Origin of the sequence: Alteraurantiacibacter aestuarii, from assembly GCF_039523595.1 — a bacterium.
Lineage (GTDB): Bacteria > Pseudomonadota > Alphaproteobacteria > Sphingomonadales > Sphingomonadaceae > Alteraurantiacibacter > Alteraurantiacibacter aestuarii.
Genome location: NZ_BAAAFP010000002.1, coordinates 1,474,337 through 1,489,994, shown reverse-complemented (window position 1 = coordinate 1,489,994; position 15,658 = coordinate 1,474,337). Strand labels below are relative to the sequence as shown.

General features: G+C 61.6%; 16 protein-coding genes. 11 read left to right on the top strand and 5 right to left on the bottom strand.

The features are described 5' to 3' along the window. Positions 1-27 precede the first annotated feature (27 nt). From ABDZ98_RS10775 to ABDZ98_RS10750, 6 genes are all read left to right on the top strand, one after another. Positions 28-2,559, top strand: a complete 2,532-nt coding sequence (locus ABDZ98_RS10775) for a penicillin-binding protein 1A (RefSeq protein WP_343807550.1) — start codon at positions 28-30, stop codon at positions 2,557-2,559. 87 nt (positions 2,560-2,646) lie between these two features. Continuing rightward, complete coding sequence (locus ABDZ98_RS10770; protein WP_343807547.1) at positions 2,647-3,183, top strand: peroxiredoxin; 537 nt, start codon at positions 2,647-2,649, stop codon at positions 3,181-3,183. A gap of 108 nt (positions 3,184-3,291) precedes the next feature. Further along, complete coding sequence (prfB, locus tag ABDZ98_RS10765; protein ID WP_343807544.1) at positions 3,292-4,419, top strand: peptide chain release factor 2; 1,128 nt, start codon at positions 3,292-3,294, stop codon at positions 4,417-4,419. A 53-nt stretch (positions 4,420-4,472) separates the two neighbouring features. Beyond that, complete coding sequence (locus ABDZ98_RS10760) at positions 4,473-5,213, top strand: methyltransferase domain-containing protein (protein ID WP_343807540.1); 741 nt, start codon at positions 4,473-4,475, stop codon at positions 5,211-5,213. 28 nt (positions 5,214-5,241) lie between these two features. After that, a complete protein-coding gene (locus ABDZ98_RS10755) occupies positions 5,242-6,648 on the top strand; it encodes an NAD(P)H-dependent flavin oxidoreductase (protein ID WP_343807537.1) in 1,407 nt (468 codons plus the stop codon). Positions 6,649-6,654: 6 nt separating this feature from the next. Then, positions 6,655-7,344: a lipase family alpha/beta hydrolase gene (locus tag ABDZ98_RS10750; protein WP_343807534.1), complete on the top strand. Its 690-nt coding sequence runs from the start codon at positions 6,655-6,657 to the stop codon at positions 7,342-7,344. Positions 7,345-7,355: 11 nt separating this feature from the next. On the opposite strand, the gene ABDZ98_RS10745 is transcribed toward ABDZ98_RS10750, so the two are convergent. Together ABDZ98_RS10745 and ABDZ98_RS10740 are read right to left on the bottom strand one after the other, a co-directional pair. Beyond that, positions 7,356-8,030 carry a DUF805 domain-containing protein gene (locus ABDZ98_RS10745; protein WP_343807532.1) on the bottom strand — a complete coding sequence of 225 codons (675 nt, stop codon included), beginning with the start codon at positions 8,028-8,030 and terminating at the stop codon, positions 7,356-7,358. Next, on the bottom strand, positions 8,027-9,325 hold the full coding sequence (locus tag ABDZ98_RS10740; RefSeq protein WP_343807529.1) for an ammonium transporter: 1,299 nt from the start codon (positions 9,323-9,325) through the stop codon (positions 8,027-8,029). Before ABDZ98_RS10740 ends, ABDZ98_RS10745 begins: the two co-directional genes overlap by 4 nt. Positions 9,326-9,522: 197 nt before the next feature. On the opposite strand from ABDZ98_RS10740, the gene ABDZ98_RS10735 reads away from it, so the two are divergent. Next, positions 9,523-9,948 (top strand): SH3 domain-containing protein, encoded by a 426-nt coding sequence (locus tag ABDZ98_RS10735; RefSeq protein ID WP_343807526.1) that lies wholly within the window; start codon positions 9,523-9,525, stop codon positions 9,946-9,948. A 111-nt stretch (positions 9,949-10,059) separates the two neighbouring features. On the opposite strand, the gene ABDZ98_RS10730 is transcribed toward ABDZ98_RS10735, so the two are convergent. The 3 genes from ABDZ98_RS10730 to ABDZ98_RS10720 all read right to left on the bottom strand — a co-directional run bounded on the left by ABDZ98_RS10730 (position 10,060) and on the right by ABDZ98_RS10720 (position 12,325). Beyond that, positions 10,060-10,449 carry a hypothetical protein gene (locus ABDZ98_RS10730; protein ID WP_343807523.1) on the bottom strand — a complete coding sequence of 130 codons (390 nt, stop codon included), beginning with the start codon at positions 10,447-10,449 and terminating at the stop codon, positions 10,060-10,062. Between the two features lie 120 nt (positions 10,450-10,569). Further along, on the bottom strand, positions 10,570-10,971 hold the full coding sequence (locus ABDZ98_RS10725; protein WP_343807521.1) for a hypothetical protein: 402 nt from the start codon (positions 10,969-10,971) through the stop codon (positions 10,570-10,572). Between the two features lie 157 nt (positions 10,972-11,128). Next, positions 11,129-12,325, bottom strand: coding sequence for a thiolase family protein (locus ABDZ98_RS10720; protein WP_343807519.1), 1,197 nt, complete (start codon positions 12,323-12,325; stop codon positions 11,129-11,131). Between the two features lie 448 nt (positions 12,326-12,773). On the opposite strand from ABDZ98_RS10720, the gene ABDZ98_RS10715 reads away from it, so the two are divergent. The 4 genes from ABDZ98_RS10715 to ABDZ98_RS10700 are packed head-to-tail and all read left to right on the top strand — an operon-like array spanning position 12,774 to position 15,656. Further along, entirely contained in the window at positions 12,774-13,148 is a 375-nt protein-coding gene (locus ABDZ98_RS10715) for an NADH-quinone oxidoreductase subunit A (protein WP_343807517.1), read from the top strand. Then, complete coding sequence (locus ABDZ98_RS10710) at positions 13,145-13,699, top strand: NuoB/complex I 20 kDa subunit family protein (protein WP_425543039.1); 555 nt, start codon at positions 13,145-13,147, stop codon at positions 13,697-13,699. Before ABDZ98_RS10715 ends, ABDZ98_RS10710 begins: the two co-directional genes overlap by 4 nt. Next, positions 13,699-14,448, top strand: a complete 750-nt coding sequence (locus ABDZ98_RS10705) for an NADH-quinone oxidoreductase subunit C (RefSeq protein ID WP_343807511.1) — start codon at positions 13,699-13,701, stop codon at positions 14,446-14,448. The genes ABDZ98_RS10710 and ABDZ98_RS10705 overlap by 1 nt, the downstream gene beginning before the upstream one ends. Then, positions 14,445-15,656 (top strand): NADH-quinone oxidoreductase subunit D, encoded by a 1,212-nt coding sequence (locus ABDZ98_RS10700; RefSeq protein ID WP_343807508.1) that lies wholly within the window; start codon positions 14,445-14,447, stop codon positions 15,654-15,656. Before ABDZ98_RS10705 ends, ABDZ98_RS10700 begins: the two co-directional genes overlap by 4 nt. Positions 15,657-15,658 lie beyond the last annotated feature (2 nt).

Below are 15,658 nucleotides of genomic sequence, written 5' to 3'. Positions count from 1 at the left end.
CAGCCTCGATCTGCATGCTAGAGGGCCATGACCATGTCTGATACCGATCAAACAGGCGCGCAGGCGCTGCGTTACAGCATTCGCCGCGAAGCAGGCGGAATTGCGCAATGGGCGCGTGAAAGCTGGCAGACCAAGCCGTGGTTCCGCCGCGCAAGGTGGGCGCTGGGCGCGCTGTTCGTGGTCTGGCTGCTGGCCTGGCTGCTGATCGCCCGCAATCTTCCCGATGCAGAGACGCTGCTGGATTACCAGCCGAACCTGCCCTCCGTGGTGCGCGGCGTGGATGGGGAAATCGTCCACCGTTATGAGCGTGAACGGCGGGTGGAGCTGCAATTCAAGGATCTGCCGACACAGCTGATCAACGCCTATACCTCGGCGGAAGACAAGACTTTCTGGAGCCACAACGGCATCGATGCGACCGGCTTTGTCGGCGCGGTGATCGATTATGTCAGCAAGATCGGGTCGGGCGAGCGGGCCGTGGGCGGCTCCACCATTACCCAGCAGGTGGCCAAGAACATCCTGATAGGAGACGAATATTCGGTCAGCCGAAAATTGCAGGAAATGGTGCTGGCCACCCGCATCGAAGGCGTGCTCTCCAAAGAGGAGATCATCACCCTCTATCTCAACGAAATTCCCCTCGGTCGCCGCAGCTTTGGCGTGCAGGCGGCCAGTCTGGCCTATTTTGACAAGGATGTGGACGATCTGGAACTGCAGGAAATGGCCTATCTCGCCATCCTGCCCAAGGCGCCCGAGACCTACAGCCGGGAACGCAATTACGATGAAGCGCGCACGCGCCGCAACATCGTGCTCGATCAGATGGAAGACAATGGCCACATTACCGTGGCCGAGCGCGATGCCGCCAAGGCCAAGCCGCTGGGGATCGTGCAGGGCCGGCGTGAAAGCCGCTCTGCCGATGCCGGCTATTTCCTCGAGGAAGTGCGCCGCGAACTGATCGCCCTGTATGGGGAAGACAGCGAGGACGGGCCGAACAGCGTCTATGCCGGCGGCCTGTGGATTCGCACCTCGCTCGATACCGAATTGCAGACGGCGGCGCAGAATGCCCTGCGCGCCGGGCTGATGCGGTTCCAGAACGGGCAGGGATGGAGCGGCCCGATCGCCACCATCAATCCCGATAATGGCGATCTGACCGCGCAGCTGGCCAGCTCCTACATCTCGATCAATTACCAGAACTGGCGCGTGGGCGTGGTCACGCAGCGCAGCGGCGCGGCCGCCACCGTGGGCTTCACCAATGGCGATGAGGCCCCGCTGAGCGGATTGCCCGATGCGCTCAAGGTTGGCGATGTGATCACAGTTGCCGCGCAGGGCAATGGCTACCGCGTCACCTCCGTGCCGACCATATCGGGCGGTTTTCTGGCTGAAGACCCCGGTTCCGGCAGGGTGCTGGCGATGCAGGGCGGGTTCGATTCGCGCCTGGGCGATTTCAACCGCGCCACGCAGGCCGAACGGCAGGCCGGATCGACCATCAAGCCATTCGTCTATGCCGCGGCGCTGGACAATGGAATGACCCCGGCGACGATGGTGCCGGACAGCCAGTATTGCTATTATCAGGGCGCCAATCTGGGCGAGAAGTGCTTCACCAACTTTGGCGGTAGCCGCGGTGGTGGCGAACATCCGATGCGCTTCGGGCTGGAGCAGTCGCGCAATCTGATGACCGTGCATATCGCGATGGATACGGGCATGGATAACGTGGTCGACCTGATCCAGCGCGTGGGCATCAGCGAAGGGCGTTACGAGCCCTATCCGGCCAATGCGCTGGGTGCGGGCACCACCAGCGTGGGCCGCATGGCCAATGCCTATTCCACACTGGTCAATCAGGGACGGCAAAGCCCGCAAAGCGTGGTCGATTTTGTGCAGGATCGCACCGGCAAGGTGATCTGGCGCAGCGATGAGCGCGAATGTACCGGCTGCAATATGGAAGAATGGGATGGCTCGCCCATGCCGCGCCTGCGCCCACGGGGCCGCCAGGTGATGGATGCGCGCACTGCCTTTCAGATCACCAACATGCTGACCGGCACCGTCCAGCGCGGCACTGCCACAAGGCTGCGTGATCTGGATATTCCGCTGTTCGGCAAGACCGGCACCAGCTCCGGCCCCAACGATGCATGGTTTGCAGGCGGATCGCCGGAAATCGTGGTGGCGCTGTATGTCGGCTATGACCAGCCGCGCAGCATGGGTGGCTGGGTTCAGGGCGGCAACACCGCTGTCCCCATCTTCAAGCAGTTCGTTCAGGAAACGCCCGGTCACTGGAGCGGTCGCCCGTTCCTGGCGCCCGAAGGCGTGCGCATGGTGCGGATTGACCGGCGCAGCGGACGGCGGGTGTTCGATGCATGGCCTAGCGACGATCCCCAGTCGGCAGTGATCTGGGAAGCGTTCAAGCCCGATACCGAACCACGCCGCAGCCAGCGGCAGGACGAGATTGACCAGATGCGCGAGATGATTCTGGCACAATTGCGCCGCCGGGAAAGTGGCGGCGGTCCGGCAGCGCCGCGCAACACCAACAGCCCGGAAAATTTCGTGGAAGAACAGGGCGGCTTCTACTGATCGGATAGTGGTGATCGGATCAGGGCGAATGCAGGATCGATGCTTCGTGCTGGACTTGCGCTTTGACCCGGTTCACAATCTGTCCCCATGAACAGGCTGATCCTCCCGATTGCTTCCGCCCTTGCGCTGGCCCTGGCCGGCCTTGCCGTTCCCGCAATGGCGGCATTGCCCGATGGTGCGCGCGCACCGGCCATCCGCACCACCGGGGCTCTGGCCGGGCAGACTTTCTCCTTCGATCTGGCGCGGGCGCTGGAAGACGGGCCGGTCGTGCTCTATTTTTTCCCGCGCGCCTTCACGCAGGGCTGCACGCTGGAAGCCAACGCCTTTGCCGAGGCGATGGATGATTTCCGCGCCGCCGGGGCGCAGGTGATCGGCCTTTCGGCAGACGACATCCCCACCTTGCAGCGCTTCTCGCGTGAGGAATGCCGCGATGCCTTCCCCGTGGGACGCGCCAGTCCGGCGATCATTTCCGCTTATGACGTGGCCTTCGGCAATGGCACGGCTTCCAATCGCACATCCTATGTCATCGCGCAGGACGGGCGGATCGTGATGGTCCATTCGGACCTCGACTGGCGCGAACATGTCAGCCGCACGCTGGCCGCCGTTCGCGCGCTCGACAACTGACCACCCTGCAGCGCAGGACCTGAATGCCGGCGACAGCCGGTGCATCCCACTTTCGCATTTTTACAGCTTGCGCTAGGCGGCGCAGCTGACTGATTTGGAGAACAGACAATGCGTGCCGAAGGGCAGGCCAATATTGACCGGATCGAAGCGGCTCTTGCGCTGGTGCGCAGGTCGCTGGACTGGGATCGTGCGCTACGCCGCCTCGATGAACTCAACGCACGCGTTGAGGACCCGACCCTGTGGGACGATCCCAAGAAGGCCGAGGAAGTCATGCGCGAACGCCGCCGCCTGGAAAGCGCGATCGGCACGGTGAACGAGATCTCGTCGGAAATGTCCGACGCGGTCGAATTTATCGAGCTGGGCGAGATGGAAGGCGACGATGCCGTTATCAGCGATGGTCTGGCAACGCTTGCCGTGCTGGCCGAGCGGGCAGACCGGGACAAGGTTCAGGCGCTGCTTTCGGGCGAGGCCGATGGCAATGACACCTTCCTGGAAGTCCACGCCGGCGCTGGCGGCACGGAAAGCCAGGACTGGGCCGAAATGCTGTTTCGCATGTATGCGCGCTGGGCCGAAAAGCGCGGCTTCAAGGTGGAAACGGTCGAATATCAGGCGGGCGAACAGGCCGGTATCAAATCCGCCACCCTGCTGATCAAGGGCGAGAACGCCTATGGCTATGCCAAGACCGAGAGCGGCGTACACCGTCTGGTCCGCATCAGCCCCTATGATTCCGCCGCGCGGCGCCACACCTCGTTCAGCTCGGTTTGGGTCTATCCGGTGATCGACGACAACATCGATATCGAGATCAACGAAGGCGATCTGCGGATCGACACCTACCGCGCATCGGGATCGGGCGGGCAGCACGTCAACACCACCGACAGCGCCGTGCGCATCACCCACCTGCCCACCGGGATCGTGGTCGCCAGCCAGAACGACCGCAGCCAGCACAAGAACCGCGCCACCGCGATGGGCATGCTCAAGGCCCGCCTGTATGAGCGCGAGATGGCCGAGCGCGAAGCCGTGGCAGCGGGCGAATATCAGGAAAAGTCGGAGATCGGGTGGGGTCGCCAAATCCGCTCTTACGTGTTGCAGCCCTACCAGATGGTCAAGGACCTGCGCACCGGCACCACATCCACATCACCCGATGATGTGCTCGATGGTGACCTGGATGAATTTATCGCCGCCGCGCTGGCCCAGCGGGTTACGGGCGAGGCAGTGGACGTGGAGGATGTGGAATAGGTTCGCAGGACTTTGCGGCTTTGCCGTTAATGCCTAACTATACCAACGGATCCATGAAACGACTCCTCGCCTTTGTCCTTTGCGCCAGCACGCTTGGCCTTGCTGCCTGTGAACAGGTGCAGGACGATCGCCCTGCGACATCGCGGGATTTCCCGCGGGCCTATCGCCCTGTTTCGGACACTGGCAGCAATGCATTTTCGACCGAGCAGATCCGCGATGACCGGCGTGAAGCGGTCACCGTGATGGACAAGGCCAATATCAGCCGCGGCATGACCGTGGCCGATATCGGCGCGGGCGAGGGTTATTACACCGTGCGCCTGTCTGCTCGCGTGGGCGAAAGCGGGCGCGTGCTGGCGCAGGATATCGATGAGGACGCGCTGCGCCGTCTGGGCAACCGGGTGGAGCGTGAGAGGCTGGACAATGTCTCCATCAAGCTGGGCGCAGAAGACGATCCGCGGCTGCCCGCCAACAGCTTCGACCGCATCTTCATGGTTCACATGTACCATGAGATTGCCGAGCCTTATGCCTTCCTGTGGCGCATGCGCCCGGCCTTGCGCGAAGGCGGACAGGTGATAGTGGTGGACGTGGACAGGCCGTCCTCCCAGCACGGGATTGAGCCGCAGCTGCTTTTCTGTGAATTTGAGAAGGTGGGCTTTCGCCTCGTCGATTTTGACCTTAAGCCGGAAATCGCCGGCTATTATGCGCAATTCGAAGCTGTGGGCGAACGGCCAGAGCCACATGAAATAGAGCCGTGCGCACAGCCCGGCAGTGAAGGAAACGCCCTTTCCGGATAGGTTTTCGGAAAGGCGATTGAGGTATTTGATGGAATTCAAGGGACTGAAGCCGATTATGTACGGTGGCCGCGAAGTGTGGCCGCTGATCGAAGGCGGCAAGGGCGTTTCAGCCACCAACCACGCCAGCTCCGGCGCATGGGCGGCTGCGGGCGGCATCGGCACGGTCAGCGCGGTCAACGCCGATAGCTATGACGAGAATGGCAATGTCATTCCGCAGACCTATGAGGCGGCAACGCGCAAGGAGCGCCACCGCCAGCTGATCCAGTACGGCATCGATGGCGCGGTCACGCAGATCAGGAAAGCGCATGAGATTTCCGGCGGCAAGGGCGCGATCAACGTCAATGTGCTGTGGGAAATGGGCGGCGCTCAGGAAATCCTCGAAGGCCTGCTGGAACAGACCAAGGGCATGGTCACCGGCGTCACCTGCGGCGCGGGCATGCCTTACAAGCTCTCCGAAATCGCCGAGCGGCACAATGTCTACTACCTGCCGATCATCAGCTCCGGCCGCGCCTTTCGCGCGCTGTGGAAGCGCGCCTATCACAAGGTGCCGCACCTGCTGGGCGGGGTGGTGTATGAAGATCCCTGGCTGGCGGGCGGGCACAATGGCCTGTCCAACGCCGAAGATCCGCTCAAGCCGGAAGATCCATACCCCCGGGTCAAGGCCGTGCGCGATGTGATGCGCGATGCCGGTATACCCGATGAGGTGCCGATCATCATGGCCGGCGGCGTGTGGTTCCTGCGCGAATGGAACAACTGGATCGACAATCCTGAACTGGGCAGCATCGCCTTCCAGTTCGGCACCCGGCCCCTGCTCACCCATGAAAGCCCGATCCCGCAGCAGTGGAAGGATGCCCTGCGTGAGATCGAACCGGGCGATGTGCTGCTGCACAAGTTCAGCCCCACCGGCTTCTATTCTTCCGCCGTGCGCAACAAGTTCCTGCGCAGCCTGGAAGCGCGCAGCGAACGGCAGATCCCCTACAGCCGCGTGCAGGCCGGTGAGCACACCGTGCAGCTGGACGTGGGCGTGAAGGGCAAGAACTTCTGGGTCACGCCAAAGGACCGCGATCGCGCCCGCCAGTGGGCCGCACAGGGCCATGACCAGGCGCTGAAAACCCCCGATGACACGGTGGTTTTCGTCGATACGCAGGAGCGCGCGATGATCCGCGAGGATCAGGCCGCCTGCATGGGCTGCCTGTCGCATTGCGCCTTCTCGTCATGGAAGGACCATGATGATTTCACCACCGGCCGCCTGGCCGATCCGCGCAGTTTCTGCATCCAGAAGGCGTTGCAGAATATCGCCCATGGTGAACCGATCGAGGACAATCTGATGTTCGCCGGGCACGCCGCCTATCGCTTCAAGCAGGACCCGTTCTATTCCAATAATTTCACCCCCACGGTGAAGGAACTGGTCGATCGCATCCTGACCGGCGACTGATAGAGCTTGGCCGCAGGCTCACCCCCGCCGCTGTTCAATGCCCTGCGCGAAGGGCTGGCCATGCAGGGGCTGGCTGCCAGCGCGCTGCGCCCGCCGATCAGGGTCAGGAATGCCGGTCATGGGGAGCCGGTGATCGTCATTCCCGGCATGATGTCGGGGGATAATTCCACCTCCTTCCTGCGCCGTTCGCTGCAGGCGTCGGGCTTTGATGCGCGGCCCTCGGGCCTGATCTTCAACACCGGAGCCACGCCGCAGCGGCTGAACGATCTGCAACGCCGGATCGAGGCGCTGCATGCCGAGCGCGGCCAGCCTGTGGCGCTGGTGGGGTGGAGCCTTGGCGGGCTGTTCGCGCGTGTCCTGGGCCAGCGCTGTGCCGGGGACATCTCCTGCATCATCACACTGGGCAGTCCGTTCTCCGGCGATCCACATGCCAACCATGCGTGGCGGCTGTATGAACTGCTCAACGGCCACAAGGTCACCCAATCGCCGTTTCCCGAAGACTTCCGCATCAAGCCGCCGGTCAGGACCATTGCCATCTGGTCCCCCAATGACGGCGTGGTCGCGCCCGAAAGCGCGCGCGGCCTGCCCGATCAGTCTGACGAACAGGTGCAGGTCGATGCCACCCACATGGAAATGGCCACCGCCCCGCAATGCGTGACGCGCATCATCCAGTTGCTGGGGGAGGGGGCAGGGTAAGGGGCTGGGCTTTACTCACGCGGATCGGGGCCAAACTGGTTTTCGCCATCGTCAGGTGATCCTAACAGCAGTACGAGGTAAAGCAGGACAATTGCAGTCATTATCGCCGATAACTGCCAGAAATCACCGAATAGAGAATAGTTATCGAATGGCCCGTTCAACCAATCGGCCAGACTTTCCCAGATTGATAACAGGCATAGGCCCAGAACTGGCAACGCCAACCAGCCGCTTTCGCCGCGATCATGTAATCGCCTTGCAGCCAGGGCCGGCATGGGGATCAGGATCGCGCAGATCGCCAGAAGATTAGACGGAAACTCATCATCAATCAGCCCAAAGATGAGCAATGGGATGAGGACAAGAGCCAGAATGGCTTGCGGATAGAAAAGGACTACCAGCAGTTCGGTGCGGCGCGAACGACCTCTGGGTAAAAAAGCGAGACGGTAGGAACGGGCAAGCAGTATGAGGTCTTTTACTGGACCTGGACGATACCGGGATGGTGCCGCCACTTCAGATTGAATAAGGTTCTCACTCTGCATTGCTTGTTCGTAGCATGATTCCGGCATTTCTACATACCGGCCATTGATGCCGCCCGTAGTTGTCCGATTTTGACTTCGATTGACTGGGCAGATTACCAGTGCTGTTTCCGAGAAAATGGCACCTTCGCAGCCGGAACATTTCCTGCTCAATCCATCTCCCACGCGCGTTCGCCGTGGCTGGAAATGTCGAGGCCCTGGACCTCGTCATCCTCCGAAACGCGCATTGGCACGAACAGGTTCAGGCCAAGCGCAATCAGCACCGTGGCAATGGCCGAGAAGATCGCCACGCCGACAACTGCCATTGTCTGCACGCTGATCATGGATACCATGGTCATGCCCTCGGCATAGCCGACGCCGCCAAGGCTGGTGCCCATGAACAGGCCGAGCAGGATGGAGCCGAGCATGCCGCCCACGCCGTGCACCGCGAACACGTCCAGTGAATCGTCGATATGCAGCTTCATCTTCACCAGCTGGATGGCGAAATAGCACACGATCGCTCCCGATGCGCCGATCAGGATTGATGCGCCGGGCGATACGAAACCGGCAGCAGGCGTGATCGTGGCAAGGCCGGCAATGGCGCCGGTGGCAAAGCCCACGGTGGTCGGTTTACCGAAGCTGATCCGCTCTATCAAAATCCACACCAGCGCTGCGACGCAGGCAGCGACATGGGTGTTGATGATGGCGTTGGAAGCATCCGCAGTGGCGGTGAGGGCAGAGCCGCCGTTGAAGCCGAACCAGCCGACCCACAGCAGCACTGCGCCCAGCATGGTGATGCCCGGCGCATGCGGCAGCAGCGCGCTGGAGGGGAAGCCCTGCCGCTTGCCCAGCAGCAGCGCGATGACCAGTGCAGAAACACCGGCGGTTGTGTGAACCACCAGCCCGCCGGCAAAATCCAGCACGCCCATTTCAGACAGCCAGCCGCCGCCCCAGATCCAGTGGGCCACCGGTGCATAGACCACCAGGCCCCAGATCGCGCAGAACAGCACCACCCATGAAAAGCGCGCCCTGTCCACCCATGCGCCCACCATCAGCGCGGGCGTGATCGCGGCAAAGGTCATCTGGAACAGTGCAAAGGTGCTTTCCGGGATGGTCAGCCCGTCGGCCACGGGTGCAAGGTTGTACAACATCCACGCGCGTCCATCGCCCAGCAGGCCGCCGAAGGAGGAATTGCCGAACGCGAAAGTATACCCCACCACGACCCACAGCACCGATGCCACGGCGGCGATCGCGCCCACCTGCATGAATACCGAGAGGAAGTTCTTGGAGCGAACCAGTCCGCCGTAGAACAGGCCCAGACCCGGCAGCGTCATCAGCAGCACCAGCGCGGCGGAGATCAGAATCCAGGCCGTGTCGCCAGAGTTTTCCACCACTTCAACGCTGTCCTGCGCGCGGGCGAGTGCTGGCATGGCGACGAGCGCCGCGAAGCATGCGAATCTGCGAAACATTATTTCCCCCTACAGACCCGCTCTGGCGGCGGGATTTCAATCGGGCTGAGTGTTAGGACAGGATTGTGCATTGGGGCAAGTCATTCACCTGCAGCGCTTGATGCGAATCCACCGGGCAGGCTATCAGGAACGTGATGTATCGCTTCCGCCTTGCCATGATTGCCGCAGCCGCTGCCGCAACCACTGCCCTTTGCAGCTTGCCGACCGCTGCCAGCGCGCAAGCGGGCGACGTTCCCTATTGGGCCAGCCTCGATGACGACGTGGTCTATATGCGGGTGGGGCCGAGCGAGCGCTACAAGATCGACTGGGTCTACCAGCGTGACGGCCTGCCGGTAAAAGTGGTGCGGTTGATGCAGGGCTGGCGCCTTGTGCAGGACCCTGATGGCGATCAGGGCTGGATTCTGGGCACGTTGCTGTCACGTCAACGCCACGCAATCGTTATCGGCGAAGAGGCAACTGCCATGCGGGCGGAGCCGTCAGTGGATGCCGAAATCCGCTGGAATGTGGAGCCAGGGGTGGTCGGCGCGCTGGGTGATTGCAGCGATGGCTGGTGTGAGCTTGATGTGGACGGGCGCGAAGGCTGGGTGCTGGAAGATCGCCTGTGGGGCGCGGGCGAGCCTTAGGGTTTGAAGCCCCGCACCGGGAAAGCCTGCAACGGGAAAGCCTGCACCGGGCAAGAAAAAAGGAGACGGCCCGCAGACCACCCCCTTTTTCGAAACATGAGTTAATCTGGCTTAGCTGACGACCTTCTGGATCGTCGATTCCTCGCCTTCGGCATTGGTGATCACAACGCTGCCGTCTTCCGCAACTTCGCCCATCGAATAGCAGCTGGTGGCTTCCGGCTCTTCGCCTTCGGCCACGTCCGGCGTGAAGCAGACCTGGCCATCGCTGTCGGCCCACAGACCGGTCTCGGTCACTTCGCCAGCTTCGGTGTCGGCATAGGTTCCGTCTTCGTTGAGAACGGAGCTCCACACCGAACCGTCGTCCATCGTGCCGGTGTAAGTGCCGGCGTACGGGCTGACTTCAGCCACGGCCACTTCTTCGACGGGTGCTTCATCAACATCAGCATCGCCGCCACAGGCGGCCAAAGTCATGATGCCCGCAATCGCAATCAGCTTTTTCATAGATCGTCCCCTTAGAATTTGCCCCAAGGCAAGTATCATACGAAAGCAAATGTGCAAGTTGCCAATTTCCGAAGGTTCTGAAACGCAAGGCGAGCGTTCCGCCGATTGTGCAGGTGCGAACTATTCTGCCGCAGGCTTCACGGTCATCACTTCGCCACCTTCTGCGGTGACTTGCATGCTGCCGTCTTCTTCAATCGGGCTGCCCACGAAACACTGATGGCCGTCCACGCCTTCGGTTACAAAACAGTTCTCTCCTGCCTGCGCGAAGATCGTGCCGCCTGCAGCATCTCCATTGGCGAACACGGTGGACCAGGTCATGCCGGGGTGAATGGTCAGATTGTCAATCGTGCCATCCGCATGGACGACATCGTAAGCACCGGGCGCAACGGCTTCAAAACCGGCTGCATCTGCCGGGTCGGTGGCGGCCTGTTCCTCAACAGCGGCGGTATCCTGATCGTCCGTTGCATCCTGCGAGCATGCCGAGAGCGCGATGATGGCGGCGAAGGCGAGTGCTTTTTTCATGAAATTTTCTCCTCTTTCCCTGTTTCCAACAAACGAGTGTCAGATTTGCTCCGACAACGCCATCAACAGGCAAAAGAAACACCCGGACCGGTGGTGACCGGGCCGGGTGTCGGTATTCTGCAAGCTGAGGCTGGTTCGAAGGGTCCAGCCAGTCAGATCAGGCCAGTTCGACAGCGATTGCCGTACCTTCGCCGCCGCCGATGCACAGCGATGCAACGCCGCGCTTCAGGCCCTTGGCCTTGAGGGCGGCGATCAGGGTGACGATGATGCGCGTGCCGCTGGCACCGATCGGGTGGCCCAGCGCGGTCGCGCCGCCATTCACGTTGATCTTCGCATGATCGATGCCGATGTCCTTCATGGCGAACATGGCGACGCAGGCAAACGCCTCGTTCACTTCCCACAGGTCCACATCGCCAACGCTCCAGCCGGCCTTGTCCAGCACCTTCCTGATCGCGCCGACGGGTGCGGTGGTGAAGTCCTTTGGCTCCTGCGCATGGGCGGCCATGGCAACAATGGTTGCCACCGGCGTCAGGCCCTTGGCGCTGGCGGTGCTGGCACGGGCGAGGGTGACGGCGGCGGCACCATCGGAGATTGAGCTGGAGGTGGCCGCGGTGATCGTGCCTTCCTTTGAGAAGGCTGCGCGCAGTTGCGGGATCTTGTCCGGGCGGCCCTTGCCGGGCTGCTCATCGGTATCGACAACCACATCGCCCTTACGGCCGGAAATAGTGACCGGGACAATCTCATCCGCGAATGCGCCGCTTTCGATCGCGGCATTGGCACGGGCGAGCGATTCAATCGCGTAGCCATCCATGTCCTCGCGCGTCAGCTTGTAATCGTCGGCGGTGCACTGGGCAAAGCTGCCCATCGATGTGCCGGCGGCATAGGCATCTTCAAGACCATCGAGCGCCATGTGATCATAGGCCACATCATGGCCGAAACGCGCGCCGGAGCGGTGCTTCTTGAGCAGGTAGGGCGCGTTGGTCATGCTTTCCATGCCGCCCGCAACCGCCAGGTCAATCGCGCCCGATGCCAGCGCTTCGGCGGCCATGATCACGGTCTGCATACCGCTGCCGCAAACCTTGTTGACGGTGGTGGCTTCGGCGGACTTGGGCAGGCCAGCCTTCAGCGCGGCCTGGCGGGCAGGCGCCTGGCCAAGCCCGGCGGGCAGCACGCAGCCCATGTAAACCCGCTCAACATCTTCACCGGCAATTCCGGCACGTTCGACAGCGCCCTTCACGGCGGTTGCACCAAGATCGGTCGCCTCTGCATCGGCGAGGACGCCCTGCATGCCGCCCATCGGGGTGCGGGCATAGGAAAGGATGACGATCGGATCGGACTCGTTGAAAATTGCCATGATGCTATTGCCTCGGGAATTGCGAGAGGGAAGGAGGAAGTGTGGGCTATCTAGTAACAACTGCGGTCTGGCGCAAGATTGTGCATTGCAGCATAACGCACGCGGATCGGGACCAGTGCTGCCAGGGCCAATCGCTCCTTTCCGGCGATGGTGTTGTCGGGACTGATTCCACTGATACTGAACCCACCAACCCGGCGTGGACGGAACCGCTTGGCGGTAGCGTATCACAGGGAGTATTGCTCTATGTCGCGACCGGTCAATGGGACCGTTTCGCACAAGGAGGCAGAGTCAATGAAGGGCAGGAGCCGGTGCCAACCGAAATACGCAGCCTGCCGTCCGGCCCCTGAATGCTGTTGGAAAATGCCGGATTTCCGCCCGTAATGGCCTTGCAGTATGCCATCCCATTCCTTAGAGGCCCAGCCAGCCCCTCAAGCAAATCGAGTCCGCCTTGGTCGATCTGACACAATATTTGCCGATCCTGCTTTTCCTCGGAATTGCCGTGGGCCTTTCGGCCCTGTTCGTGTTCCTGCCAATGGGTGTGTCCCGCCTCACCGGCGCGCACAATCCCGATGCGGAGAAGCTGAGCGAATATGAATGCGGCTTCCCCGCTTTCGAGGAACCGCGCGATCGCTTTGACGTGCGCTTCTATCTGGTGGCGATCCTGTTCATTATCTTCGACCTTGAAGCGGCGTTTCTGTTTCCCTGGGCGGTGAGCCTGGACATGACCGGATGGCCGGGCTGGATCACCATGATGATCTTTCTGGCGGAGCTGATCGTGGGCCTTGTCTATGCCTGGAAAAAGGGAGCTTTGGATTGGGAATGAACATACCGGCCCCCGCTCTTTACCCCACGGCCCGGCCTGGCGAGATTCGCCAGCCGGATGCCGATTACTTCAAGGCCATGCAGACAGAGGTGAATGACAAGGGTTTCCTCGTCACGTCCACCGAAGACCTGTTCCAGTGGGCCCGCACGGGTTCGCTGTGGTGGATGACCTTTGGCCTGGCCTGCTGCGCGGTGGAGATGATCCACGTCAACATGCCGCGTTATGACATGGAACGCTTCGGCGTCGCCCCGCGCGCCAGCCCGCGCCAGAGCGACGTGATGATCGTGGCCGGCACGCTGTGCAACAAGATGGCTCCGGCGCTGCGCAAGGTCTATGACCAGATGTCCGATCCGAAGTACGTGATCAGCATGGGCAGCTGCGCCAATGGCGGCGGCTATTACCATTATTCCTATTCCGTGGTGCGCGGCTGTGACCGCATCGTGCCGGTGGACATCTATATCCCCGGCTGCCCGCCCACTGCCGAAGCGCTGCTGTATGGCGTGATGCAATTGCAGCGCAAGATCCGCCGCGAAGGGACGATTGAACGCTGATGGCTGTCCTCCATTCCGCTCCGCGTATCGCGTCCAACGATGGTGTGACGCAGGCGCTTTCCGCCGCACTTGGCGACATGCTCGTGTCCGCCAAGGAAGAGCATGGCGAAATCGTGCTGAGCGTTAAGCGCGAAAGCATCGAGGATGCCCTGCGCCTGTTGCGGGACGCGCATGATTACCAGCAGCTGATGGAAATGGCCGGGGTCGATTACCCGGCGCGGGCGATGCGCTTTGAAGTCGTCTACATGCTGCTCAGCCTGACCAAGAACCACCGCGTGATGGTGAAGGTGTCGACCGATGAGGCGACCCCTGTTCCCACCGTCACCACCTTGTGGCCCAATGCCGGTTGGCTCGAGCGCGAGGTTTTTGACCTTTACGGCGTGCTGTTCGATGGCAACACCGACCTGCGCCGCATCCTGACCGACTATGGCTTTGAAGGGCATCCTTTCCGCAAGGACTTCCCGCTCAGCGGCTATCAGGAACTGCGCTATTCCGAGGAAGAGAAGCGCGTCGTTTATGAGCCAGTGGAACTGGCGCAGGACTTCCGCAGCTTTGAATTCATGAGCCCGTGGGAAGGGGCGGAATATATCCTCCCCGGTGACGAGAAGGCCGCTGTGCCGCCCGTTGCCGAACCCAAGACTACCGAGAAGCCGTCCGATACGGGCGCTGGCGCCAAGACGGACAAGAAGGCCGCCAGGAAGACCGAGGCCAATCCTCCCGCGATGGACAAGAAGGAGGGCGGCAAATGAGCATGCAGCTCGAAGAATCGCTGACCACCAACGGCGATACCATCACCAATTACACGATCAATTTCGGCCCGCAGCATCCCGCCGCGCACGGTGTTTTGCGCATGGTGATGGAGCTGGATGGCGAGATTATCGAGCGTATCGATCCGCATGTCGGCCTGCTTCACCGCGGCACCGAAAAGCTGATCGAGCACAAGACCTATCTGCAGGCGCTGCCCTATTTCGACCGGCTCGATTACTGCTCGCCGCTGTGCATGGAGCATTCCTATGTGCTGGCGATCGAGAAGCTGCTCAACATCGAAGTGCCGGAGCGCGCGCAATATCTGCGGGTGCTGTTTGCCGAGCTGACGCGCATCTGCAACCACATGCTCAACATCGGCAGCCACGTGATGGATGTGGGCGCGATGACGCCCAACCTGTGGGTGTTCGAGCTGCGCGAAGACTGCATGAACTTCTTTGAACGGGCCTCTGGCGCGCGCATGCATTCGGCCTGGTTCCGTCCCGGCGGTGTGCATCAGGACGTGCCGCTGAAGCTGCTGACCGACATTGGTGACTGGCTGGACAACCGCCTGCCCGAACTGTTCGGCGATGCGATGAGCCTGGTGATCGACAACCGCATCTTCAAACAGCGCAATGTCGATATCGCACTGGTGAGCAAGGAAGACGCGATTGCATGGGGTTTTTCCGGCCCGATGATCCGCGCCGCCGGCCTGCCGTGGGACCTGCGCAAGAGCCAGCCCTACGATGTCTATGACCGCATGGACTTTGAAATTCCGGTGGGCACCAATTCCGATTGCTATGACCGGTTCATGGTTCGGGTGGAGGAAGTCTACCAGAGCGCGCGCATCATCAAGCAGTGCATTGCGCAGATGCCCGAAGGCCCGATTGCTTCTGACGATCGCAAGGTTGTTCCGCCCAAGCGCGGCGAGATGAAGCAGAGCATGGAAGCGCTGATCCACCACTTCAAGCTCTATACCGAGGGCTTCCACGTCCCCGCTGGTGAAGTGTACGTGGCGACCGAAAGCCCCAAGGGCGAATTCGGCGTTTATCTGGTCAGCGACGGCAGCAACAAGCCATACCGCTGCAAGATCCGTCCGACCGCCTTCAGTCACCTTCAGGCGATGGACTTCATGTGCAAGGGTCACATGCTGCCCGACGCGACCGCCATCCTGGGCGCGATTGACGTGGTGTTCGGGGAGTGTGACCGGTGAGC

What these genes read in the sequence shown, in the direction of transcription:
- ABDZ98_RS10775 (WP_343807550.1), top strand. Translation starts at nt 28, where the DNA reads ATGACCATGTCTGATACCGATCAAACAGGCGCGCAGGCGCTGCGTTAC.
- ABDZ98_RS10720 (WP_343807519.1), bottom strand. Translation starts at nt 12,325, where the DNA reads ATGGCAATTTTCAACGAGTCCGATCCGATCGTCATCCTTTCCTATGCC.
- prfB (WP_343807544.1), top strand. Translation starts at nt 3,292, where the DNA reads ATGCGTGCCGAAGGGCAGGCCAATATTGACCGGATCGAAGCGGCTCTT.
- ABDZ98_RS10705 (WP_343807511.1), top strand. Translation starts at nt 13,699, where the DNA reads ATGGCTGTCCTCCATTCCGCTCCGCGTATCGCGTCCAACGATGGTGTG.
- ABDZ98_RS10725 (WP_343807521.1), bottom strand. Translation starts at nt 10,971, where the DNA reads ATGAAAAAAGCACTCGCCTTCGCCGCCATCATCGCGCTCTCGGCATGC.
- ABDZ98_RS10700 (WP_343807508.1), top strand. Translation starts at nt 14,445, where the DNA reads ATGAGCATGCAGCTCGAAGAATCGCTGACCACCAACGGCGATACCATC.
- ABDZ98_RS10740 (WP_343807529.1), bottom strand. Translation starts at nt 9,325, where the DNA reads ATGTTTCGCAGATTCGCATGCTTCGCGGCGCTCGTCGCCATGCCAGCA.
- ABDZ98_RS10755 (WP_343807537.1), top strand. Translation starts at nt 5,242, where the DNA reads ATGGAATTCAAGGGACTGAAGCCGATTATGTACGGTGGCCGCGAAGTG.
- ABDZ98_RS10730 (WP_343807523.1), bottom strand. Translation starts at nt 10,449, where the DNA reads ATGAAAAAGCTGATTGCGATTGCGGGCATCATGACTTTGGCCGCCTGT.
- ABDZ98_RS10710 (WP_425543039.1), top strand. Translation starts at nt 13,145, where the DNA reads ATGAACATACCGGCCCCCGCTCTTTACCCCACGGCCCGGCCTGGCGAG.
- ABDZ98_RS10770 (WP_343807547.1), top strand. Translation starts at nt 2,647, where the DNA reads ATGAACAGGCTGATCCTCCCGATTGCTTCCGCCCTTGCGCTGGCCCTG.
- ABDZ98_RS10760 (WP_343807540.1), top strand. Translation starts at nt 4,473, where the DNA reads ATGAAACGACTCCTCGCCTTTGTCCTTTGCGCCAGCACGCTTGGCCTT.